This is a genomic window from [Mycobacterium] fortunisiensis, from assembly GCF_019050325.1.
GTDB lineage: Bacteria > Actinomycetota > Actinomycetes > Mycobacteriales > Mycobacteriaceae > Mycobacterium > Mycobacterium fortunisiensis.
Genome location: NZ_VOMB01000016.1, coordinates 173,897 through 196,309, shown reverse-complemented (window position 1 = coordinate 196,309; position 22,413 = coordinate 173,897). Strand labels below are relative to the sequence as shown.

The window sequence follows — 22,413 nt, the reverse complement described above, 5'->3', positions numbered from 1 at the left end:
CAAGCGTAATGACGGCACCGCAGACGATTGCCGTCAGCTCCCGCCGAACGCCGCGGCGAGGAACGGGGTGGAGTCCGGCACCGACGCCAGCACGGTGCCGGAGTGATCTTCGTCGGGATAGACCTTGAGGGTGACGTCCTGACCGTTGGCGCGCAGCTGATCGGCGAGCTGCTGGGTCATGTTCGGCGGGACATCGCGATCGAGCAGTCCCACGCCCAGGAAGATCGGCCGGTCGTAGCCGCTGGTCGGCGTGCTCAGATAGGCGTCGAGCGCCGCGTCGACGCCGGGCAGAGTGTCCAGCGGGGCGCGGAAGTATCCGGTCGGCGTCATGCCGGCGAGGTGTGCGTCGAGTTGCGGCTTGCACAGCGTCTCGGCCTCGTTGACCGCGTCCAGCCCGGCCGGGGTGAGCACGCTGTCGATGTCGAGATCGGGCCGCGCCTCACGGACCCCGGCCAGGATGTAGCCGGTGTAGCTGCTGGCCGCGGGCCCCAGGTTGGGCGGCAGTGCCATGTACGGCCCGGCCCGCTCGACGATGCGCTCGACGTTGAACGGTGTGCCGGTGGCGACCACGCCGCGGTAGTCCAGCCCGGTACCCCGGCTGAACTCGGTGGCCCACCGTGCGCTGTTGACCGCCGCCCCGCCGCCCTGGGATTGGCCGACGATGGCCCATTTCGGCGACAGCGGCAGGTCCATGTGGTGCATGGCGATCACCGAGTCGACGACGCTGTGCGCGGTGGCCACCCCGTTGAGATAGCTCATCAGCCCTGGCGTGCCCAGCCCGGCATAGTCGGAGCCGACGACGGCGTAGCCCTGGTCGAGCCAGTGGGACAGGTATTCGTCATCCCGGTCGCTTCGTGGCTGCGCCGAGGGCGTGCAGTCATCACCGAGGCCGACGGTGCCGTGCGCCCAGGCGATGGTGGGCCAGCCGCCGTCAGGCGCCTGGCCGCGCGGGACGAACACCGCCGCCGTGCTGAGCGCCGGTGAATAGTGTTGGTCGACAGTCGCGTAGAGGATGCGATACGCGCTGGCCGCGCCCTGGACCGAGAGCTGCGGATTCAGTGCGACGACCTCGAGCAGGGTTCCGGGCGCGGGGATCGGCGCCACATAGTGCCGGGCGTCCAGGCCCGACCAGTCCGGGGTGGCCGCCGATGCGGTCGGCGCCACCGTCAGTGCCGAGATCGCCAAAATGGTTGCCACCAGCCATGACTTCACCGCCCCAGGGTATATACACGCCCGGGTATCTCATATTTTGGAATATGAGTTCAATATTATGAGATATCCGTGACACCATGGCCGCATGCCCGTTTCGTCGATCGGCACGTTCCGTCGTTGGTCGATGCTGGCGATCGCGCTCACCGCAACCACCTGTGCGAACGTCTTCATCAACGGCGCGGCGTTCCTCATCCCCACCCTGCACACTGAACGGGGCCTGGACCTCGCCCAGGCCGGACTGCTGTCGTCGATGCCCAGTTTCGGGCTGGTGCTCACCCTGATCGCCTGGGGCTACGTCGTCGACCGGGTGGGCGAACGGATCGTGCTGACCGTCGGGTCGGCACTGACCGCCGCCGCGGCGTTCGGTGCCGCCGCGTCGCACTCCCTGGTGCTGGTCGGGGTGTTCCTCCTATTGGGTGGAATGGCAGCGGCCAGTAGCAATTCCGCGAGCGGACGCGTGGTGGTCGGATGGTTCCCTCCCGAACAACGCGGGCTGGCCATGGGAATCCGCCAGACGGCAACGCCTTTGGGAGTTGGATTGGGCGCGTTGGTAATTCCACGCCTGGCCGAGTCCCATGGTGTGACAACCGCGTTGCTGTTTCCGGCCGCGGCATGCGTGCTCTCGGCGGTGATCTGCGCTGTGGGCGTGCTGGATCCGCCACGGCCGGCCCGCCATGAAGCGCCCGCCGAGCACCTCGCCAATCCATACCGGGGCTCGAATGTGTTGTGGCGCATCCACGCCGTGTCGGTGCTGCTGGTGGTGCCGCAGGGCATGGTGTGGACGTTCACCCTGGTGTGGTTGATGAGCGATCGGGGTTGGTCTGCGGCCTCAGCCGGCACGCTGGTCACGGTGGCCCAATTGCTGGGCGCGGCAGGGCGTGTCGCCGCCGGCAGGTGGTCGGATGTGGTCGGACAGCGGCTGCGGCCCATCCGGGCCATCGCGCTGGCGGCCGCGGCGACGATGGGGCTGCTGGCGCTCACCGACTGGCTGGGTTCCCCGATCAGTGTGGCGCTGATCGTGATCGCCTCGGTGATCACGGTGTCCGACAACGGTTTGGCGTTCACCGCGATCGCAGAGATCGCCGGCCCGTTCTGGAGCGGACGCGCGCTGGGCACCCAGAACACCAGCCAACACCTGGCCACCGCCAGCTCGGCGCCGCTGTTCGGCGCCCTGATCGGGGTGGCGGGCTATCCGGCGGCGTTCGCGGTGTGTGCGTTGTTGCCGTTGTTGGCGGCACCCTTGGTGCCGGCCGATCCGACCCCCTGAGCGGCTTCTGGCCCTGCTCCGGAGATTGATTCTGCGCTGAGGGCCTGAGCCACTCGCACTTCTACGCCCTGGACGCAGCGTCGATCGCCACGACGAGCGTGCTAGTCAACTGCTCAGCCACGGGCGGCGACAGATCTACCACGCTGCCGTCAGCGGGGTAGCCACGGCGGTGCCCCGCCATGCCCTCCGCCACCGCCACCATGTCCTCCACGATCGCCACCGTGCCCTCCGCCACCGCCGTGTCCGGGGCCGCCCCCGCCATGCGCCGGCGATTCTTGCCGAGCGGGTGGTTGCCAGGCCGGAGCCTGAGGCGCCTGCCGCGGGGGCTCTTGCCTCGGAGCCTCCTGCCGAGCCGGCGGCTGCCAGGCCGGAGCCTCAGGCGCCTGCCGCGGCGCCTCCTGCTTCGGAGCCTCCTGCCGGGCCGGCGGCTGCCAGGCCGGAGCTTGAGGTGCTTGCCGCGGGGGCTCCTGCTTCGGCGCTTCCTGCCGGGCCGGCGGCTGCCAAGCGGGCACCTGGGGCTCCGGGGCGGACTGCGCCGGCGGTTCGGGTGCCGAGTGTTCAGGTTCGGTCCGCTGTTGCGGCCCTTGCCAATTCGGCGCCGCTGGACGGTCCGGAGCGTCCGGCGCCGAGTGTTTGGGCTCGGTCCGCTGTTGCGGCTCCTGTCGATCCGGCGCCGATGGACGTTCCGGACGTTTCCCATCCGGCGCCGGTCCACGAGGTTGCGCCTCACGCGGCACCTCGACGGGCCGATCCGGACCCGCGTTGCGCTCCCCCGGCGCCGTCACGTCAGGGCGCGGTAGATCAGCCCGCGGCGGTATCGCATCCGGTCCCGCCGAATGATCCGGGTCCCCGGCCGGTCCGCGGTTGGCCCGCCCAGGCTTTCCCTGCGGTTCGGAAACCGTCGGCGGCTTGTATTCCGGCGCCGGCGCAAGTTTGGGCACGACGAAATCCGGTGACACCTTCGACGGCGGTGCTTTCGGCGCAGGGGCCGTCAACGCCGGTGGTTTGAGGGACGGTTGATCGTGCTCGCCGGGCAGGCCCGCGCGCCGGTCCGGATGCGACGGGGACAGGGCGCGCGGCCCGTCCTGACCAGTCCTCGTGGTGAGGTCACCCACGATCAAGCGTTTGCCCGGCGTCAACAGCTCCGGCCGCCCGTCGGATCCGGGCCGCGCGGTGAGGTCCCTGGCGAAGTCGCGCGGCGACTTGGCCGCAAGATTCTGCATCAACGGCCGGGCGGCTGCCGTCGCCCTGTCGTTGGAAATGAACTCGGCCAGTGAGGTATTCAAGTTCACCACCGGCGGCGCGACGTGCGGCCTGGCGATATCCGCCACATGCGGCCGCGGTGTCCAGTCGCGCTTGCGTGGATTGTGCCAATCCCGGTGCTTGTTCCAGTCCTGATACCGATGGGGGTTGAAGCCATGAGCCCGGTCCCACTGCGCGCGGCGGTACACCGGGTCGCTGTTGTGGAACCTCCACTCGTAATGCTGCCGGTACGGATGATGCCGGTGGTACCAGTCGTGATTACGCGGGTCACGCGGGAATCCGCGGCGTTGGCCCCATTCGTTGCGTCCGTCGCGATCCCAGCCGTGGCGGTCGTAGCCCGCCCAGGTGTAGCCGGACCAGTTGTACCCCCAGCGGTCATACCCCCACCGGTCATAACCCCAGCGGTCGTAGCCCCACCGGTCATATCCCAGGAAGTCGTAGCCGTACTGGTTGTAGCCGGCGAGACCGTAGTTGTACCAGTCGTAGGAGTTGTAGCCGTACAGCGCTCCCCAGGACGGATCGTAGTAACCGAGGTACTGCATGTTCGCCGTCAAGGGCGGTTCAACGGGCTGCGGCCAGTCGGGTGCAGGGTTGTAGGGAACCCCGTCCGGTGGTGGCAGATAGTCAGCAGATTGCTGGTCGACGTATCCCCAGGTAGGTGCGGTCGCACTCAACGCGGCCGCGTCGGGCAATTCGGCCGGCGGCGCCGGAAGATCCGGTAGCTGCTGCACCGAGCCCGGCGTGTACTGCAGAAGTTGTTGTGTGAGTTGCAGATAGAGGTTCTGCATGCTGGTCCGCTCAGGCGACGGCGAGACGTAGTCCAAGCCCCGCTTGGCGTCGTTGAGCGCGCTGCGGGCATCGGTCAGCTGGGCGGGGGTGGGCTGCTGTCCACTGTCCAGGATGTCCTGCGCCCGCTTGAGGTGGGTGACGACCGCGGTCAGCGCGACGTCCTGCGCGTGGCCGGGGAACACCGCCTTTCCGATGCCCCACAACGTGCCACCTGGCGGCGCCTGGTACGAGGCGACAGCCAGACCGGCCACCAGTAGAACCGCGAGTCCACCGGCGATGACCGCCTTGCGTCCACGCGACAGGCGCTTGCGGCGCTGCGGAACGGGTTCGGTCGGTGGCTCGTATCCCTGAAACTCGTCGACGGGTGGCGGACTGAGCGTCGTCACGTCGACCTCCTGAACTGTGTCCGCTGCCGTAGTTCCGCTTCGACCGCGAGAACTCGGAAGGTTTGTATGCCTATCGGGCGGTGGCCATGCACCCACAGCCGCCACAACTAATAAGTAGAACTAAACACTACTCAGTGCGATTCCCGGCCACCAGCACCCCCGCCGCGGTTCTCAGAAATGCACAGCCCGCTCATAGCTACACATAGGAATGCGTCCTAGTGGCGTTCGGGACGCTGCCGGCAGTCGCAGGTACCAGTGACACCGAGATATGCCTTCAGGCGAAGATTGCCTCGATCAGTTCTGGCAGCGAGACGCCCAGTACGTCGCTCAACGCCACCAGGGTCGACAGCCGCGGATTCGCCGGCCGCTTGGTCTTGCGGTTGCTGAGCCCGTTCTCCAACAGTTGATAGTGGTTGCGGCTCATCCCCGAGGCTTCGGCGACGTACTCCTGAGTCAGCCCGCGCGCCTCGCGCAAGTCCAGTAACCGCCTCAACCGAGGCGAGCATCAATAAGGAACCTCACGCCGCGTCAAACGGCAGAACGCGCCGCCGTCCAGCCGCCAGCGCCCCGAACTCCAGCGCCGCCGCCAGATCATCCGCCTCCAGATCCGGATAGTCGGCCAAGATCTCATCGTTGCTCATCCCGGACGCCATCAATTCGAGGATCCTCGACACCGGGTACCGCAAACCGCAAACAGTCAGCTGACCATGGCCGGGTCACTAGCGACACGCCCGAGCTGGGCCATGGCTCGATGATAGCGCGCTCGTGGACCCTGAGTCAGCGGCGGCCACAGGCAATCAAGGCCCCCTGCGCGACAGCCGTTTACCAGCTGGAACAGCCCGGACCAGCACGAACCCAGAAATGGGATTTCATTGGTAGCCTATTCCCATGGAAGCTGTCATCGACTCGGGCGGCCGGATTGTCTTACCCAAGTCACTGCGCGACGCATTGGGGCTCACGCCTGGTTCGACCGTCGACATATCACCGTATGGCCGTGGACTACAGATCGTGCCGGGAGGACGCACTGCGCGCCTCGAGCGGAATGAGGACGGACGCCTGGTCGCCAAGACGGACACCGTTGTCACCGATGAAATGATGTTCGCGCTCATCGATTCGGGACGACGCTGACGTCGTCGCCGGTCACCGCCATCGACACCAGCGTCGCGGTGCCGTTACTGGTGACCTCGCACCCGCAGCATGTCACGGTCTCGCAGTGGGCGAAGGGCCGACGCCTCGGGCTCAGCGGCCATGCACTGACTGAAACCTATTCCGTCCTGACCCGCCTGCCCGGCGACGCTCGCGTCGACCCTGCTGACGCCGTGGCGTTGATCGATGAGAACTTCCCGGATTCACTTCAGCTCAGTGCACGCGCAGCACGTAGTGCGCATCGTGAATTCGCCCGCAGAAACATCGCCGGTGGCGCAACCTATGACGGCCTGGTCGCATTGGCCGCTCGCGAGCATGGTGCTGTCCTGGCCACCCGCGATGCGCGAGCCAAAGCAACTTACGATGCTCTCGGGGCGAATACGGAAGTGCTGGCTGACAGCCCTTCCCCCTAATCAGCCAACATCAACAGCTCCACCGCGGCGCCCATCGGAATGCGTTCCTGCTCGAGGCGTAGACCATCACGACGCAGCACGTCCAGTGCTGCGCGTTCGTGCTCGGTAAGCCGCGCCACATCTACTGACCCATCCGCAGCGTGTGGCACCGCGAAATCACGCCAACGCTCCACGCTGTCGTGATCCATCAGCAAACTCTCACAAGGACATTCAGCACGGAACCGGGCCAGGATGTCGAAACCCTCCGGATCCAGATCGCCCCAGTAGATGACGCTCCGTGCATTTTGCACCCAGGGGAATCTGGCCACCGCGATTGAATTGTCGCCCCAACCGAACACGGCAATCGTGCCTGGCACGTCAGGCAGCGCCTCTAGAGTCTGCAAATTTTCGACAACCAGCACCTGGGACGCAGCAAGGCCAAGGGTGGGGTCGGTGGCTTCATCACCCCTGCAGTAATGGTCGATATCTTGTCTCAGGTTATCGACGAGCCCGACCTCTTGTGTGAACAGTTCCTGCACGGCCACGACCCCGACCACATGCTGGAGTCCTTCTGGCGTCATCCCGCACCCGAGACCGCGCCGGTACTCGACGCATTGGGACGACACCTGCCCGACCGGGCACTGGCCAAACAGGCCCGCAAGGCGGCCATCAAACATCGAAGCTGGATGGCCAACAGAGGGCCGAGATGAAGGGGCACGGCGCGCCGGGTCTGCCCTACTGATCCGGGGCGCTCATATCTCCCGTCGCCGGAGTCCCCTCGGCAAGCCCGTACCGCAGGCACACGATGCCGTTCGGGCTCGTCTGCGCAGGCCCGAGCAGCGTGAGGTTCGTCGGCACCGCGCCACCGTCGAACACCTTCTTCCCCGAGCCGAGCACAATCGGGTGCACCCAGAGGTGAAGTCGGTCAAAGAGCTTCTCCCGCAACAGGGTTTGCACGAAGTCGAGGCTTCCGACAACCTTGATCTTCTCGTGCCGGTCACGCACCGCACGCACGGCGTCGACCAGATCCGGCCCCAACTGCACTGACCCCGCCCAGGACAGATCCGGCTTACCACGCGACGCCACATACTTCGGGATGCGGTTGAACGTCGCGGCGAACTCCGCGTCCTCGCCGTCCTCCTGGTGCGGCCAGAATCCGGCGAAAATGTCGTAGGTCCGCCGGCCCAACAGCAGCGCGTCAGTGCCTTCGTACGAAGCGCCGATCTGTGCGCCGGCCACCTCGTCGATCAGGGGCGCCTGCCAGCCCCCGAACGCGAACCCGTCAGGGTCTTCGTCGGGGCCACCGGGTGCTTGCCCGACGAAGTCCAGGGTGGTGAACAGTTCGATGTCGATGAGTCCCATGCCCATACCGACCCGTGGACACCACAAAACTCATCGAGACTGCGGTGAGGGCGCGAAAGTGCGAGGAACGCAAGCCCTCACCGCAGCGCCAACGCACAGTTAGAGCAGCGACAGGATCCGCTCGCCCACCTGCGAGGTGGACAGCTTCGCGTCACCGCGGGTGGCCAGGTGCTCGCCGACCGCCTTGTCGACCCGCGCCGCAGCGTCGGTCTCGCCGAGGTGGGTCAGCAGCAGTGCCACGCTCATCACCGCGGCGGTGGGATCGGCGATCCCCTGCCCGGCGATGTCAGGTGCACTGCCGTGCACCGGCTCGAACATCGACGGGTTGGTGCCCGTCGCATCGATATTGCCGGAGGCGGCCAGGCCGATACCGCCGGAGACCGCGGCCGCCAGGTCGGTGATGATGTCGCCGAACAGGTTGTCGGTGACGATCACGTCGAACCGGCCCGGATCGGTGACCATGTGGATGGTCGCGGCATCGATGTGCTGGTAGGCCGTTTCGACGTCCGGGTATTCGGTACCGATCTCGTCGACGGTGCGCTTCCACAGCGAGCCGGCGAACGCCAGCACGTTGTTCTTGTGCACCAGGGTGAGGTGCTTGCGCCGCGCGCGGGCTTTCTCGAACGCATAACGCACCACGCGCTCCACCCCGAACCGGGTGTTGGTCGATACCTCGGTGGCAACCTCGTGCGGGGTGCCGACGCGGATCGCGCCGCCGGTGCCGGTGTAGGGCCCCTCGGTACCCTCGCGCACCACCACGAAGTCGATCTCCGGATTGCCGGCCAGCGGGCTGGAAACCCCGGCGAACAACTTCGACGGCCGCAGGTTCACGTGGTGGTCCAACGCGAACCGCATGTTGAGCAGCAGGCCGCGCTCGAGCACACCACTCGGGACCGACGGATCGCCGATGGCGCCCAACAGGATTGCGTCATAGCCCTTGAGTTCCTCGACGAATCCCTCGGGCAGGGTCTCCCCCGTCGCGTGGTAGCGCCGTGCGCCCAGGTCGTATTCGGTGCGGTCCACCCCGGGCAGCACCGCGTCGAGTACCTTGCACGCCTCGGCGATGACCTCGGGACCGATGCCGTCACCGGCGATTACGGCGAGTTTCATGACAGGTCGACCACTTCCAGCGTGCTGGCGCCGACCGCGTCGGCGATCGCGGTGCGCACGTCGTCGGGAACATCGGTGTCCAGCCGCAGCATCACGGTGGCGCTGTCGCCGTCGACGTCCTGGCTCAACTGCGCGGCCAGGATGTTGACGTTCGCGCCGCCCAGCAGCGTGCCGATCTTGCCGAGCGCGCCCGGCTGATCGCTGTAGTGGACGATGAGGTTGTATCCCTCAGCGCGCAGGTCGAAGTTGCGGCCGTTGATCTGGACGATCTTCTCGACCAGCTGCGGCCCGGACAGCGTTCCGGCGACATTGACCGACGAGCCGTCCGCGTGCACCGCACGCACGTCGACCACACTGCGATGGTTGGGACTCTCGGTGGCGGTGCTGATCTCGGCGGCCACGCCGCGATCAGCGGCCAGCGTCGGGGCGTTGACGAAGGTCACCTGCTCATCGACCACCGCGGAGAACAACCCGCGCAGCGCCGAGAGCTTGAGGATCTCGACGTCCTCGGACGCCAGTTCGCCGCGCGCCTGCACGGTCAGCGACACCGGCGGCGCATCGGAGAGCGCACCGACCAGCAGACCCAGTTTGCGAACCAGGTCCAGCCAGGGGGCCACCTCTTCGCCGACGGCTCCGCCGCCCACGTTGACGGCGTCGGGCACGAACTCACCGGCCAGCGCCAGTTTCACACTGGCGGCCACATCGGTGCCGGCCCGGTCCTGGGCCTCGGCGGTCGAGGCACCCAGGTGCGGGGTGACGACGACCTGGGGCAGCTCGAACAGCGGGCTGTCGGTGCACGGTTCGGTGGCGAACACGTCCAGTCCGGCGGCACGCACGTGGCCGCTGGTGATGGCATCGGCCAGGGCCCGCTCGTCGATCAGGCCACCACGCGCGGCATTGACGATCACGACGCCCGGCTTGGTCTTGGCCAAGTTCTCCTTGCCGAGCAGGCCGGCGGTTTCCTTGGTCTTGGGCAGGTGCACCGAGATGAAGTCGGCGCGGCCGAGCAGCTCGTCCAGCGGCAGCAGTTCGATGCCGAGCTGAGCGGCGCGTGCGGACGACACGTACGGGTCGTACGCCACGATGTGGGCGCCGAACGCCGCCAGCCGCTGGGCCACCAGCTGGCCGATGCGACCCAGGCCGACGACACCGACGGTCTTGTCGAAGATCTCGACGCCGGAGAACGACGACCGCTTCCAGGTGTGCTCACGCAGCGTGGAGTCGGCGGCCGGAATCTGGCGGGCCGCCGACAGCAGCAACGCCAACGCGTGCTCGGCGGCACTGTGGATGTTGGAGGTCGGGGCGTTGACCACCAGCACGCCACGGGCGGTGGCGGCGTCGACATCGACATTGTCCAGGCCGACGCCGGCGCGGGCGACGATCTTGAGCTTGGGCGCGGCGGCCAGTACCTCGGCGTCCACGGTGGTGGCGGAACGCACCAGCAGCGCGTCGGCCTCCGGCACGGCAGCGAGCAGCTTCTCGCGGTCCGGACCGTCGACCCACCTGACCTCTACCTGGTCACCGAGCGCGGCGACGGTCGATTCCGCGAGCTTGTCGGCAATCAAAACAACGGGAAGACTCACGCGACCAGCCTAATGTGTGGCCCCTACCACGCCCGCACCGCGTGCGGTGTACTGGTGGCGTGGACGTCACAATCGTCGGCAGTGGCCCCAACGGCCTGACTGCCGCGGTCATCTGCGCCCGGGCCGGACTGTCGGTGCGCGTGATCGAAGCCCAGCCGACCGCGGGTGGCGGCGCCCGCACCCTTCCCGACCCCGAATTTCCCGGGGTCAGCCACGACATCTGTTCGGCGGTGCATCCGCTGGCGCTGGCCTCACCGTTCTTCGCCGCCTACGACCTGACCGCGCGCGGCGTGCAGTTGGCCGTCCCCGAGGTCTCCTATGCCAACCCGTTGTCGCACCGGCCGGCGGCGGTCGGTTACCGCGACATCGACCGCACCTGCGCCGAACTGGAATTCGGAGATTCCTGGCGACGGCTGCTGGGTCCGTTGGCCGACGACTGCGCCGGAGTGGTCGGGCTGATCCTCGGCGACAAGCGGTCGGTTCCCCCGTCGCTACCCGCTGCGGCGAAACTGGGCCCGCGCCTGCTGGCGCAAGGCACGCCGTTATGGCGGTCGCTGCGCGGCGAGGATGCCAGAGCCCTGTTCAGCGGTGTTGCCGCACACACGATTTCCACGATGCCCTCGCTGGTATCCAGCGGCGCCGGGCTGATGTTGGCGACGTTGGGACACGCCGTGGGCTGGCCGATTCCGATCGGTGGCTCGCAGGCCATCACCGATGCCCTGATCGCCGATCTGCTCGCCCTCGGCGGTGAACTGGTTCTCGGGCAGGAGGTCACCGAACCGCCGGGCGGCGTCGTGATCTATGACACCGCGCCCACCGCGCTGCTGTCCATCTACGGTAAGACGCTGCCGCCGCGGTATGCCCGGGCGTTGAGCCGTTACCGCTATGGCCCCGGCGTGGCCAAGGTCGATTTCGTGCTCAGCGACGAGATCCCGTGGCGCGACCCGCGTCTGGCGCAGGCCCCGACGCTGCATCTCGGCGGCAGCCGGGCACAGATGGCGCTGGCCGAGTCCGAGGTTGCCGCGGGCCGCCACGCCGAGTGGCCCATGGTGCTGGCGGCACTGCCCCACATCGCCGACCCGTCGCGCATCGACACCGCCGGACGTCGTCCGCTGTGGACCTATGTCCACGTGCCCAACAACTCCACGCTGGACCTGGCCGACACCGTGACCGACATCTTCGAACGATTCGCGCCGGGCTTCCGCGATGTGGTGGTCGCCGTGCGCAGCGTGCCGGCGGCACGACTGGACGCCCACAACGCCAACCTGGTGGGCGGCGATATCGGGGTGGGGGGCAACAACATGGCCAGCGCGCTGCTGGGCCCCACACCGCGGCTCAACCCCTGGACCACGCCGATTCCCAAGGCCTACCTGTGTTCGTCGGCCGCGCCGCCCGGTGGCGGCGTGCATGGCATGGCCGGTTTCTATGCGGCGCGCACCGTGCTGAAACGTGAATTCGGACTGCGGGATCTGCCTAAGCTGGGGCCATGACTCAGCCCAAGGTCGCTGTCATCTACTACTCGGCCACCGGCCACGGCACCACGATGGCCCAGCGCGTCACCGCCGCTGCGGAATCGGCGGGCGCCGAGGTGCGGTTGCGCCACATCACCGAAACCCAGGACCCGGAATCGTTCGCGCACAACCCGGCGTGGACGGCGAATTACGAGGCCACCAAGGATCTTCCGGCCGCCACCGGCGAGGACATCGTGTGGGCCGACGCGGTGATCTTCGGCTCCCCCACCCGATTCGGTTCTCCCAGCGCGCAATTCCGTACGTTCATCGATTCGCTGGGTGGGCTGTGGTCGCAGGGCAAGCTCGCCGACAAAGTCTATGCGGCGTTCACCTCGACCCAGACCACGCACGGCGGCCAGGAGTCCACGCTGCTGAACCTGTACGTGACCCTGATGCACTTCGGCGGCATCATCGTGCCGCCGGGCTATACCGATCCGGTGAAGTTCGACGACGGCAACCCCTACGGTGTGGGGCTGATCGCCAACCGGGAAAACATCACCGAGTTCGACGACGCCACCAACAATGCGCTGGATCACCTGGCCCGCCGGGTTGTCAGCGTGGCGCAGCGCCTGGTCTGAACGGAGCGCCTAACCAAAACGCCCGAAACCGCATTCCAGCAGAAAAAGTGCGAGTAGACGCCTGCTGGAATGCGGTTTCGGCGAGAAAAGCGAAAAGCTAGGCCGTTTCGGTGATCGGCCGGTCGACCCAGCTCATCAGGTCGCGCAGCTTCTTGCCGGTGACCTCGATCGGGTGCTCGGCGTTGGCCTTGCGCAGCGCCTCGAGCTCCTTGTTGCCGCCCTCGACGTTGGCGACCAGTCGCTTGACGAATGTGCCGTCCTGGATGTCGGTCAGGATGTCCTTCATGCGCTTCTTGGTGTCAGCGTCGATGACGCGCGGGCCCGACAGGTAACCACCGAACTCCGCGGTGTCGGACACCGAGTAGTTCATCCGGGCGATGCCGCCCTCATACATCAGATCGACGATGAGCTTGAGCTCGTGCAGCACCTCGAAGTAGGCCATCTCCGGCGCGTAGCCCGCCTCGACCATGACCTCGAAGCCGGCCTTGACCAGTTCCTCGGTGCCACCGCACAGCACGGCCTGCTCGCCGAACAGGTCGGTCTCGGTCTCTTCCTTGAAGGTGGTCTTGATGACACCGGCGCGGGCACCACCGATGGCGGCGGCATACGACAGCGCCAGGGCCTGCCCCTCACCCTTGGGATCCTGGTCGACGGCGATCAAACAGGGCACGCCCTTGCCGTCGACGAACTGGCGACGCACCAGATGGCCGGGGCCCTTGGGGGCGACCATGCCGACGGTGACGTTGGCCGGCGCCTTGATCAGACCGAAGTGGATGTTGAGGCCGTGGCCGAAGAACAGCGCGTTGCCGTCTTCGAGGTTGGGCTCGATGTCGTTCTTGAAGATCTCGGCCTGCGCGGTGTCGGGCGCGAGCACCATGATGACGTCGGCCCACTTGGCCACCTCGGCCGGGGTGTCGACCTCAAGGCCCTGCTCCTCGACCTTGACGCGGGACTTCGAACCCTCTTTGAGGCCGACCTTGACCTGCACGCCCGAGTCACGCAGCGACAGCGAGTGCGCGTGCCCCTGGCTGCCGTAACCGATGACGGCGACCTTGCGACCCTGGATGATCGACAGGTCCGCGTCGGCGTCGTAAAACATCTCAACTGCCATGCGAAATTTTCCTTCTCTTTCTAGCTCTACAGCCGATTAACGCTACTTGACGGCACTGATGCCACGCGGACCGCGGGACACCGACACCATGCCGGACTGCGCGATCTCGCGGATACCGTACGGCTCCAGGACCCGCAGCAGGGCCTCCAACTTTTCCGACGTACCGGTGGCCTCGACCGTCAACGACTCGGTGGAGACGTCGACGACCTTGGCGCGGAACAGATTCACCGCTTCGATGACCTGGCCGCGATTACTCGCGTCGGCCCGCACCTTGATCAGCGCGAGCTCACGGGAGACCGAGTTGTCGTCCTCCTGCTCGACGATCTTGATCACGTTGATCAGCTTGTTGAGCTGCTTGGTGATCTGTTCCAGTGGCGATTCCTCGACACTGACCACGATCGTCATGCGCGACATGTGCTTCTGCTCGGTGGCGCCCACGGCCAGGGACTGGATGTTGTAGCCGCGGCGGGAGAACAGCGAGGCCACCCGGGCCAGAACACCGGGTTTGTCCTCGACCAACACCGACAGGGTATGGGTGGGGGTGGAGTTGCTGCTCATCAGGCATGCCCCTCGTCGTCGTTCTCGTCGAACAGTGGCCGGATGTCCCGGGCCGCCATGATCTCGTCGTTGCTGGTGCCGGCAGCGACCATGGGCCACACCTGCGCGTCGGCTCCGACGATGAAGTCGATGACCACCGGCCGGTCGTTGATGGCGCGGGCCTGGTTGATGACGTCTTCGACGTCCTCGGCCCGCTCGCAGCGCAGCCCGACGCATCCCAGCGCCTCGGCCAGCTTGACGAAGTCCGGAATCCGGCGCGAGTGCGTCGCCAGGTCGGTCTGGCTGTAGCGCTGTTCGTAGAACAGGGTCTGCCACTGCCGGACCATGCCCAGGTTGCCGTTGTTGATCAACGCCACCTTGATCGGCGCACCTTCGATGGCGCAGGTGGCCAGTTCCTGATTGGTCATCTGGAAGCAGCCGTCACCGTCGATCGCCCACACCTCGGCCTCGGGACGGGCGAACTTGGCGCCCATGGCCGCCGGGACGGCGAAACCCATGGTGCCCAGGCCACCGGAGTTCAGCCAGGTCTTGGGGTTCTCGTATTTGACGAACTGCGCGGCCCACATCTGGTGCTGACCGACTCCGGCCACGTACACCGCCTCGGGTCCGGCGATCTGTCCCAGCTTCTCGATGACGTATTCGGGGCTCAGGCTGCCGTCGCTCTGCGGGCCGTAGCTCAGCGGATAGGTGGCCTTGAGCCCGGACAGGTACTCCCACCAGACGGTCAGGTCCAGCGAGTCCCTGGTGGTGTTGTCGCGGCGCAGCACCTCGACGAGATCGGTGATGACGGCCTTGACGTCGCCCACGATCGGCACGTCGGCGTGGCGGTTCTTGCCGATCTCGGCGGGGTCGATGTCGGCGTGGATCACCTTGGCGTCCGGCGCGAACGAATCGAGCTGGCCCGTCACGCGGTCGTCGAACCGGGTGCCCAGCGCGATCAGCAGGTCGCTCTTCTGCAGTGCCCCCACCGCCGCCACGGTGCCATGCATACCGGGCATGCCCAGGTTCTGCTCGTGGCTGTCGGGGAAGGCACCGCGGGCCATCAGGGTGGTGACGACGGGGATGCCGGTCAGCTCGGCCAGTTCGGCCAGTTCGGCGCTGGCCTCACCGCGGATGATGCCGCCGCCGACGTAGAGCACCGGCTTGCGGGCCGCGGCGATCAGCTTGGCGGCCTCGCGCACCTGACGGCTGTGCGGCTTGGCGTTCGGCTTGTAGCCGGGCAGGTCCAGCTGTGGCGGCCAGGAGAAGGTGCACTGCCCCTGCAGGATGTCCTTGGGGATGTCGACCAGCACCGCGCCCGGGCGACCCGAGCGGGCGATGTGGAACGCCTCGGCCATCACCTGGGCGATGTCGTCGCCGTTGCGCACCAGGAAGTTGTGCTTGGTGATCGGCATGGTCATGCCGGTGATATCGGCTTCCTGGAAGGCGTCGGTGCCGATCAGGCCGCGGCCCACCTGGCCGGTGATGGCCACCACGGGGATGGAGTCCATCTGGGCGTCGGCCAGCGGGGTGATCAGGTTCGTCGCGCCGGGCCCGGAGGTGGCCATCATCACGCCGACCTTGCCGGTGGCATGCGCGTAACCGCTGGCGGCGTGGCCGGCACCCTGCTCGTGGCGGACCAGCACGTGGCGCAGTTTCTGGGAGTCGAACAGCGGATCGTAGACCGGCAGCACCGCGCCGCCGGGGATGCCGAAGACGACGTCGACACCGAGCTCCTCCAGCGACCGGACGACGGCTTGCGCGCCGGTGAGTTGCTGGGGCGCAACCCGTTTGGACTGAGCCGAATCTGATTTGGCCTTGGCTGCGCCATTGGCAGGCGCGCTTGTCGACCGGGCTGGCGGTCGCGTTGTCGGTGCGCTCACGATGTCCTCTTCACGGTCCTCTTCGGGAATCTCGGTTTTCATTGGTTCCGGCATGCTTGTGGCAAACAAAAAACCCCCGTCAGCAGGCAGCTGTACGAGGGTGGCGCGTCGATGCGGTTGGCTATGCCCGGCAGGGGGCCAGCGCGGCATCAACGCGCCAACCAATTACTACGAGCAATCCGGGGGTCTGCATAGCACCTGACGGTAGCTGCCGTACAGGTTAAAGGTCAAATTGCGGCACGGACCCCGACCATGTGCAGTGCCGGCGAGCCGCCCATGTGCCGCCGGACCTGCCCGCCCCCGGGATGATGCGAGGATGAACCGGTGAGCCCTCGATCAGCAACCGACCCCGTCGTGATCCGGATTTCCCCTATGGCGCACCTGGCGGTCGGCTTCCTCGCGCTCGGCCTGTTGACCCTGGTGTTGAGCAACCCGGCCTGGTTCACGGTGCTGCTGGTGATCCCGATCGCGTTGTCGGTGGCCATTTTCTGGTACCGGACCACCGCCGACGCCGACGGGGTGACGGCCCGCTCGCTGCGCGGCAGCCGGACGCTGCCGTGGAGCGATATCAAGGGGCTGCGCTTCGACCGGTCGTCATGGGCGATCGCCGATCTCAACGACGGAACCGAACTGAGACTGCCCGCCGTGACGTTCGCAACACTGCCGCTGCTCACCGAGGTGAGTGGCGGGCGGGTGCCGAATCCGTACGCCTGAGACGGCTGAGAGGGCCGGCCGTCTCAGCCGAGCGGGTTGCCGCCGTTGAGCAGCACCCAGATCGCGATGCCGCCGCCCACGCCGAGCAGCAGGGCCACGAATGATCCGACAAACGGGCGCCGCGCCCAGCCCCGGCCGGCGTCGAAGCCGTAGCGGCCCGGTCCGGTCAAGATGATCGCGGCCGCGGCCACGACGACGATCAGCCGGTATTCGGTGCCGTCGGTGATCAGCTCCGAGAGCCGGGCCTGTTCGTGGGCGGCCATCGCCGCCGCGAGCACGCCGTTGATCAGGTAGGCCAGTGCACCGGCCGCGGCGATGGGCGTGAACAACCCGAGAACCAGCAGGACCCCGGCGGCGATCTGTCCGCCGGTGGCCGCGTAGGTCAGGATGTCGGTGTTCTGGTAGCCCATCTCCCCCAGCGACGTGTTGAATCCGTCGAGTCCGGGTCCGCCCCACCAGCCGAACGCCTTTTGCAAGCCGTGGATGATCATCAACCCGCCGAGGGCCACCCGCAGGATCAGCAGCCCCAGGTCCTGGGTGCCGCGGCGGCCGGCCGCTTTGACGCGGTCGTCGACGAACTCGTCACGGTCGATCTGGGCGGGCTCGGCCGAGAACGGACCCAGCGGGGCCGGCCCGCCGGCTTGTGCATACGGCAGCGGCTCGGGATCGGAGACCAGGCTGAATGCCGCCTGGTCGCCGGGTTTGGCCGAGTCGTAGCGCGGTATGGCGGTGGTTTCGAAGTCACCGCCGTAGGTCTCCGACGGTAGGTCGTCTTCGGGATCGACCAGGCTTGCCCCGGCCGGCCTGGCGGAATCGTCCGAGTAACCCGGTCGTTGCCAGGCTTGTGGGTCCTGTGGGTGACTGGTCACAGCTGCCAGGGTAAGTGCAAGGTCGGTCCGATCCGGGTATTTACCCCGGCGCTTCTACCTGGTATCGGTCCGGTCTCGGCTGCACGTAAGGTCCCGACGTGGCGCGCACCGCCGGGCAATCCGTAATCTGGCGGGCATGAAATCGCGCCGGCGGATAATGGGGGTGGCCGCCGTTCTGTGTGCCGCGATGCTGGTCGGCTCGGGCTGCGCCCGATTCGACGCGGCCCAGTCCGAGCCATTCACCACCGAGCCCAAGATGGCGCCGGGTCCGACGACCACGCCTCCACCACCGCCTCCGCTGCCGGCCAAGCCGTTCCCCAAGGAATGCAAGGCGCAGGGTGTGATGCAGGGCTGCCTGGACAGCACCAGCGGGTTGATCATGCTTCCCGACAGCCAGTCGGCCCTGGTCGCCGAACGGTTGACCGGCGCGGTCAAAGAGGTGTCGGTGAAGGCCGAACCCAAGATCAAGCTGACGATCCCGGTCGACTCGTCCGGCGATGGCGGGCTGATGGACATCGTGTTGTCACCGACCTACGGCCAGGACGGGTTGATGTACGCCTACGTCAGCACCCCGTCGGACAACCGGGTGATCCGGATCGCCGAGGGGGACGTGCCCAAGCCGATCCTGACCGGCATCCCCAAGGGGGCGACGGGTAACACCGGGTCCTTGATATTCACCAGCAAGACCACCCTGCTGGTGCAGACCGGCGACGCCGGTGATCCGGGGGCGGCCGCCGATCCGGCCTCACTGGCGGGCAAGGTGCTGCGTATCGAGCAGCCGACCACGGTCAACCAGGCCCCGATCACCACCGCGCTGAGCGGTCTGGGTGCCGCCGGTGGCATGTGTGTCGATTCGGCGGACGGCTCGCTCTACGTCACCGACCGGGCGCCCACCGCCGATCGCCTGCAGCGCATCACGAAGGATTCGAAGGTCTCGACGGTGTGGACGTGGCCCGACCGTCCGGGTGTCGCCGGCTGTGCGGCGCTGGAGGGCACCGTGTTGGTCAACCTGGTCAACACGAAGAAGACGGTTGCGGTGCGATTGGCGCCCGACACCGGCGCGGTGACCGGCGACCCGGAAGTGGTCCGGGAAAACGTCCGCGGTCATGCCTGGGCCCTGCAGCTCTCGCCGGACGGCAACGTGTGGGGTGCCACCGTGAATCGAACTGCCGGAGATGCCGAAAACTTCGACGACGTCGTTTTCCCGCTGTTCCCGCAGGGTGGCGGCTTCCCGCGCAGCAACGCCGACAAGACCTGAGCCACAAGGTATTTCGATCCGCCTGACCGATCGGGTCACCGATTCGGCCGCCCCAGTCGACCGGTCTAGATAAATACAAAAGGGCGACGGTGGCTGCCAGTGCGCGGTGGCGATGACGTACCATTACCCGGGTGCCTGACCGCCAGCGCCGCAGATATGCTCCGCGGCTACCGCGTGAAGAACGGCGCGAGCAATTGCTGGATGCAGCATTGACCGTGCTGAACGACTGCCCGTTGCACGAATTGCGGATGGAGGCCGTCGCCGAGGCCGCCGGGGTCGGCAAACCCGTTCTCTACACCGCGTTCCGGACCCGGACCGAGCTCGTCACCGCCCTGCTCATCCGGGAACATCGACGGGGCCTGACCCAGGTGCTGACCGCCCTGCCCACAGACCTGTCGGCCGCCGGGCCGACCAACGCCTACACCACGACCGTCACCGCTTTTCTGTACTGCGTGTTGGAGAACCCGACGCGCTGGCGGCTCATTCTGACGGTGCCCGACAGCGCGCCGCGGGACTATCGCGCCGCGGTCCGCAACGCGCGCAACGAGATCCTCACGCAAGCCAAGCAAATGGCGGAGGTCGGCATCGAGGTGGATCCGCGGCTGGCCGGGCTGGACCCCGAGCTCCTCGGCCACACGTTGCTGTCGTTCGCGGAGATGCTGGGCAGGCTGGCCGTGCATGACCCGGAGAGCTACCCCCGCGAGCGGCTGGAACAGTATGCCGCCGCGGCGATGACCGTGTTCGACGGCGCCGTCACCTAGTCGGCGCGATCACCCGTCCTGGCCGCAGGCGGCCAGCACCAATTCGCGGACCCGGGCCGCGTCGGCCGAGCCCTTGGTGGCCTTCATCACCGCGCCCACGATGGCGCCCGCGGCCTGAACCTTGCCGCCACGGATCTTTTCGACGATGCCGGGGTTGGCGGCGAGCGCCTCGTCGACGGCGGCCTGGATCACCGAGTCGTCGCGTACCAGGGCCAGCCCGCGGTCGATCATCACCTGCTCGGGCTCGCCCTCGCCGGCCAGCACGCCCTCGACGACCTGGCGGGCCAGCTTGTTGGACAGCTTGCCCTCGTCGACGAGTACGACCACCGCGGCCACCTGAGCCGGGGTGATGGGCAAGTCGGACACCGCCACCCCATCTTCATTGGCCTTCTGCACCAGGAAGTTGCCCCACCAGGCGCGGGCAGCTTCGCTGGAGGCGCCGTGCGAGACGGTGGCCGCCACCAGCTCGACCGCACCGGCGTTGACCAGATCGCGCATCACCTCGTCGGAGATGCCCCAGTCCTGCTGAATCCGCTTGCGCGCCAGCCACGGCAGCTCGGGAATGGTCTGGCGCAGCCGCTCCACCAGCTCGGCGCTGGGCGCGACGGGCTCCAGGTCGGGCTCGGGAAAGTAACGGTAGTCCTGCGCGGTCTCCTTGCTGCGGCCCGGCGAGGTGTAGCCGTCCTCGTGGAAGTGGCGGGTCTCCTGGGTCACCGTGCCGCCGGAGTTGAGAACAGCTGCCTGACGGCGCATTTCGTACCGGACGGCAACCTCGACACTCTTGAGCGAGTTCACGTTCTTGGTTTCGGTGCGGGTGCCGAACTCGGTCGCCCCGACGGCCTTGAGGGACAGGTTCGAGTCACACCGCATCGACCCCTGGTCCATCCGCACATCCGACACATCCAAGCCGCGCAAGAGGTCTCGCAGCGCGGTGACGTAGGCGCGAGCGATTTCGGGTGCGCGGGCACCGGTTCCCTCGATGGGCTTTGTGACGATCTCGATCAGCGGAACACCGGCCCGGTTGTAGTCGGCCAGTGAGGTCGTCGCGCCCGCGATGCGCCCGGTGTCGCTGCCCAGATGGGTGAGCTTGCCGGTGTCCTCCTCCATGTGGGCACGTTCGATCTCGACCCGGAAGGTGGTGCCATCGTCGAGGGGGACGTCGAGGTAGCCGTTGATCGCGATCGGCTCGTCGTACTGGGAGATCTGGTAGTTCTTCGGCTGGTCGGGATAGAAGTAGTTCTTCCGGGCGAACCGGCCCCATGGGGCGATGTCGCAGTTGAGTGCCAAGCCGATCCGGATCGCTGATTCGACGGCCGACTCGTTGAGCACCGGCAGCGAGCCGGGCAGCCCCAGGCAGACCGGGCACACCAGGGTGTTGGGCTCGGCACCGAACCGGTTGGCGCAGCCGCAGAACATCTTGGTGGCCGTGGACAGCTCGACGTGTACCTCCATGCCCATCACGGGCTCGTAGGTGGCGATGACGTCGTCGTAGTCGACGAGTTCAGCGGTGGCGACAGACATGACAACGATCCTAGTTGGGCCCCATCTTCCCCCCGCGAACAGACGCGTATGTACCCATATTCGCTGGCGGAGGGGTACCTAAGTGTCTGCTGGTGGGAAGAACTCAGCCGAAGAACTCGGCGGCGTCGTCATAGCGGGATTGCGGCACCAGTTTGAGCCGGCGCGTCGCATCGGCCAGTGGCACCCGCCCGATGTTCTGGCCCTGCAGCGACACCATCATCCCGAACTCCCCGGCATGCGCGGCGTCGGCCGCGTTCACCCCGAACCGGGTGGCCAGCACCCGGTCGTACGCCGTCGGGGTGCCGCCGCGCTGGACGTGCCCGAGCACGGTGACGCGGACATCTTTCTTGATCCGCTTCTCCACCTCGAGCGCCAATTGCTGCGCCACCCCGGTGAATCTCTCGTGGCCGAACTCGTCCATGCCGCCCTGACGCAGTTGCATGGTGCCCTCGGCCGGCTTGGCCCCTTCGGCCACCACGCAGATGAAGTGGGACGACCCGTGCTGGAACCGCTTTTTGACCAGGCGGCACACCTCTTCGACGTCGAAGGGTTGCTCGGGGATCAGCGTCATGTGCGCACCCGAGGCCAGCCCCGCGTTCAGCGCGATCCACCCGGCGTGCCGGCCCATCACCTCGACCAGCATCACCCGTTGATGCGACTCGGCCGTGCTGTGCAGTCGGTCGATCGCCTCGGTGGCCACCTGAAGGGCAGTGTCGTGGCCGAAAGTGACGTCGGTGCAGTCGATGTCGTTGTCGATGGTCTTGGGCACCCCGACCACCGGCACGTTCTCCTCGGACAGCCAGTGCGCGGCCGTCAACGTGCCCTCGCCGCCGATCGGGATCAGCACGTCGATCCCGTTGTCCTCCAACGTCTGTTTGATCTGGTCCAGGCCCGCACGCAGCTTGTCCGGGTTGACCCGCGCGGTACCCAACACGGTGCCACCCTTGGCCAGCAAACGGTCGTTGCGGTCGTCGTTGGCCAATTGGATCCGGCGGTCTTCCAGCAGGCCGCGCCAACCGTCGAGGAATCCGACCACCGATGAGCCGTACCGCTGATCGCAGGTACGCACCACCGCCCGGATCACCGCGTTCAGGCCAGGACAGTCACCGCCGCCGGTGAGAACTCCGATGCGCATATCTTCATCTTGCCCGCCCTGTCAC

Annotated in this window: 22 protein-coding genes; 8 read left to right on the top strand and 14 right to left on the bottom strand. The window is 67.2% G+C overall.

The window, feature by feature from the left end; genetic code table 11:
• Positions 1-33: 33 nt before the first annotated feature.
• On the bottom strand, positions 34-1,212 hold the full coding sequence (locus FR943_RS11210) for an alpha/beta hydrolase family protein (protein WP_217156946.1): 1,179 nt from the start codon (positions 1,210-1,212) through the stop codon (positions 34-36).
• An 85-nt stretch (positions 1,213-1,297) separates the two neighbouring features.
• On the opposite strand from FR943_RS11210, the gene FR943_RS11205 reads away from it, so the two are divergent.
• Positions 1,298-2,479, top strand: coding sequence for an MFS transporter (locus FR943_RS11205; protein WP_217156944.1), 1,182 nt, complete (start codon positions 1,298-1,300; stop codon positions 2,477-2,479).
• 149 nt (positions 2,480-2,628) lie between these two features.
• On the opposite strand, the gene FR943_RS11200 is transcribed toward FR943_RS11205, so the two are convergent.
• From FR943_RS11200 to FR943_RS26390, 3 genes are all read right to left on the bottom strand, one after another.
• On the bottom strand, positions 2,629-4,917 hold the full coding sequence (locus FR943_RS11200; RefSeq protein ID WP_217156942.1) for a hypothetical protein: 2,289 nt from the start codon (positions 4,915-4,917) through the stop codon (positions 2,629-2,631).
• Between the two features lie 274 nt (positions 4,918-5,191).
• On the bottom strand, positions 5,192-5,410 hold the full coding sequence (locus FR943_RS11195) for a helix-turn-helix domain-containing protein (RefSeq protein WP_217156940.1): 219 nt from the start codon (positions 5,408-5,410) through the stop codon (positions 5,192-5,194).
• Between the two features lie 25 nt (positions 5,411-5,435).
• A complete protein-coding gene (locus tag FR943_RS26390) occupies positions 5,436-5,570 on the bottom strand; it encodes a DUF433 domain-containing protein (protein ID WP_246584969.1) in 135 nt (44 codons plus the stop codon).
• Positions 5,571-5,805: 235 nt separating this feature from the next.
• Between FR943_RS26390 and FR943_RS11185 the strand changes: the two genes are divergently transcribed.
• The gene (locus tag FR943_RS11185; protein ID WP_217156939.1) at positions 5,806-6,045 is read left to right on the top strand and encodes an AbrB/MazE/SpoVT family DNA-binding domain-containing protein; all 240 of its coding nucleotides are present in this window, start codon (positions 5,806-5,808) and stop codon (positions 6,043-6,045) included.
• The gene (locus tag FR943_RS11180) at positions 6,042-6,476 is read left to right on the top strand and encodes a type II toxin-antitoxin system VapC family toxin (RefSeq protein WP_217158154.1); all 435 of its coding nucleotides are present in this window, start codon (positions 6,042-6,044) and stop codon (positions 6,474-6,476) included. Before FR943_RS11185 ends, FR943_RS11180 begins: the two co-directional genes overlap by 4 nt.
• Here the strand turns inward: FR943_RS11180 and FR943_RS11175 are convergent.
• The 4 genes from FR943_RS11175 to serA form a co-directional block, all read right to left on the bottom strand.
• Positions 6,473-7,132, bottom strand: coding sequence for a DUF2220 domain-containing protein (locus FR943_RS11175; protein ID WP_217156938.1), 660 nt, complete (start codon positions 7,130-7,132; stop codon positions 6,473-6,475). The genes FR943_RS11180 and FR943_RS11175 overlap by 4 nt on opposite strands.
• A gap of 58 nt (positions 7,133-7,190) precedes the next feature.
• Entirely contained in the window at positions 7,191-7,817 is a 627-nt protein-coding gene (locus FR943_RS11170; protein ID WP_217156936.1) for a dihydrofolate reductase family protein, read from the bottom strand.
• Positions 7,818-7,916: 99 nt separating this feature from the next.
• Entirely contained in the window at positions 7,917-8,927 is a 1,011-nt protein-coding gene (locus FR943_RS11165) for a 3-isopropylmalate dehydrogenase (protein WP_217156935.1), read from the bottom strand.
• Positions 8,924-10,510, bottom strand: a complete 1,587-nt coding sequence (serA, locus tag FR943_RS11160; protein ID WP_217156933.1) for a phosphoglycerate dehydrogenase — start codon at positions 10,508-10,510, stop codon at positions 8,924-8,926. The genes FR943_RS11165 and serA overlap by 4 nt, the downstream gene beginning before the upstream one ends.
• Positions 10,511-10,569: 59 nt before the next feature.
• Here serA and FR943_RS11155 point away from each other — a divergent pair, with 59 nt between their 5' ends.
• Positions 10,570-12,000 (top strand): phytoene desaturase family protein, encoded by a 1,431-nt coding sequence (locus tag FR943_RS11155; protein WP_217156931.1) that lies wholly within the window; start codon positions 10,570-10,572, stop codon positions 11,998-12,000.
• Complete coding sequence (gene wrbA / locus FR943_RS11150) at positions 11,997-12,599, top strand: NAD(P)H:quinone oxidoreductase (RefSeq protein ID WP_217156929.1); 603 nt, start codon at positions 11,997-11,999, stop codon at positions 12,597-12,599. Before FR943_RS11155 ends, wrbA begins: the two co-directional genes overlap by 4 nt.
• 97 nt (positions 12,600-12,696) lie before the next feature.
• On the opposite strand, the gene ilvC is transcribed toward wrbA, so the two are convergent.
• The 3 genes from ilvC to FR943_RS11135 are packed head-to-tail and all read right to left on the bottom strand — an operon-like array spanning position 12,697 to position 16,130.
• A complete protein-coding gene (gene ilvC / locus FR943_RS11145) occupies positions 12,697-13,710 on the bottom strand; it encodes a ketol-acid reductoisomerase (protein WP_036439400.1) in 1,014 nt (337 codons plus the stop codon).
• A 42-nt stretch (positions 13,711-13,752) separates the two neighbouring features.
• Positions 13,753-14,268: an acetolactate synthase small subunit gene (gene ilvN, locus FR943_RS11140; protein WP_217156927.1), complete on the bottom strand. Its 516-nt coding sequence runs from the start codon at positions 14,266-14,268 to the stop codon at positions 13,753-13,755.
• On the bottom strand, positions 14,268-16,130 hold the full coding sequence (locus tag FR943_RS11135) for an acetolactate synthase large subunit (RefSeq protein ID WP_217158152.1): 1,863 nt from the start codon (positions 16,128-16,130) through the stop codon (positions 14,268-14,270). Before FR943_RS11135 ends, ilvN begins: the two co-directional genes overlap by 1 nt.
• A 372-nt stretch (positions 16,131-16,502) precedes the next feature.
• Between FR943_RS11135 and FR943_RS11130 the strand changes: the two genes are divergently transcribed.
• Positions 16,503-16,844 carry a PH domain-containing protein gene (locus tag FR943_RS11130; protein WP_217158150.1) on the top strand — a complete coding sequence of 114 codons (342 nt, stop codon included), beginning with the start codon at positions 16,503-16,505 and terminating at the stop codon, positions 16,842-16,844.
• A gap of 23 nt (positions 16,845-16,867) precedes the next feature.
• Here the strand turns inward: FR943_RS11130 and FR943_RS11125 are convergent, their stop codons facing one another.
• Positions 16,868-17,713, bottom strand: a complete 846-nt coding sequence (locus tag FR943_RS11125; protein ID WP_217156918.1) for a DoxX family protein — start codon at positions 17,711-17,713, stop codon at positions 16,868-16,870.
• A gap of 136 nt (positions 17,714-17,849) precedes the next feature.
• On the opposite strand from FR943_RS11125, the gene FR943_RS11120 reads away from it, so the two are divergent.
• Together FR943_RS11120 and FR943_RS11115 are read left to right on the top strand one after the other, a co-directional pair.
• The gene (locus FR943_RS11120; protein ID WP_217156916.1) at positions 17,850-18,971 is read left to right on the top strand and encodes a PQQ-dependent sugar dehydrogenase; all 1,122 of its coding nucleotides are present in this window, start codon (positions 17,850-17,852) and stop codon (positions 18,969-18,971) included.
• A 131-nt stretch (positions 18,972-19,102) separates the two neighbouring features.
• Entirely contained in the window at positions 19,103-19,732 is a 630-nt protein-coding gene (locus FR943_RS11115) for a TetR/AcrR family transcriptional regulator (RefSeq protein WP_217156914.1), read from the top strand.
• A gap of 9 nt (positions 19,733-19,741) precedes the next feature.
• Here the strand turns inward: FR943_RS11115 and gatB are convergent, their stop codons facing one another.
• Positions 19,742-21,253: an Asp-tRNA(Asn)/Glu-tRNA(Gln) amidotransferase subunit GatB gene (gene gatB, locus FR943_RS11110; RefSeq protein ID WP_217156912.1), complete on the bottom strand. Its 1,512-nt coding sequence runs from the start codon at positions 21,251-21,253 to the stop codon at positions 19,742-19,744.
• Between the two features lie 103 nt (positions 21,254-21,356).
• Positions 21,357-22,388, bottom strand: a complete 1,032-nt coding sequence (locus FR943_RS11105; RefSeq protein WP_217156910.1) for an ATP-dependent 6-phosphofructokinase — start codon at positions 22,386-22,388, stop codon at positions 21,357-21,359.
• Between the last annotated feature and the right edge of the window lie 25 nt (positions 22,389-22,413).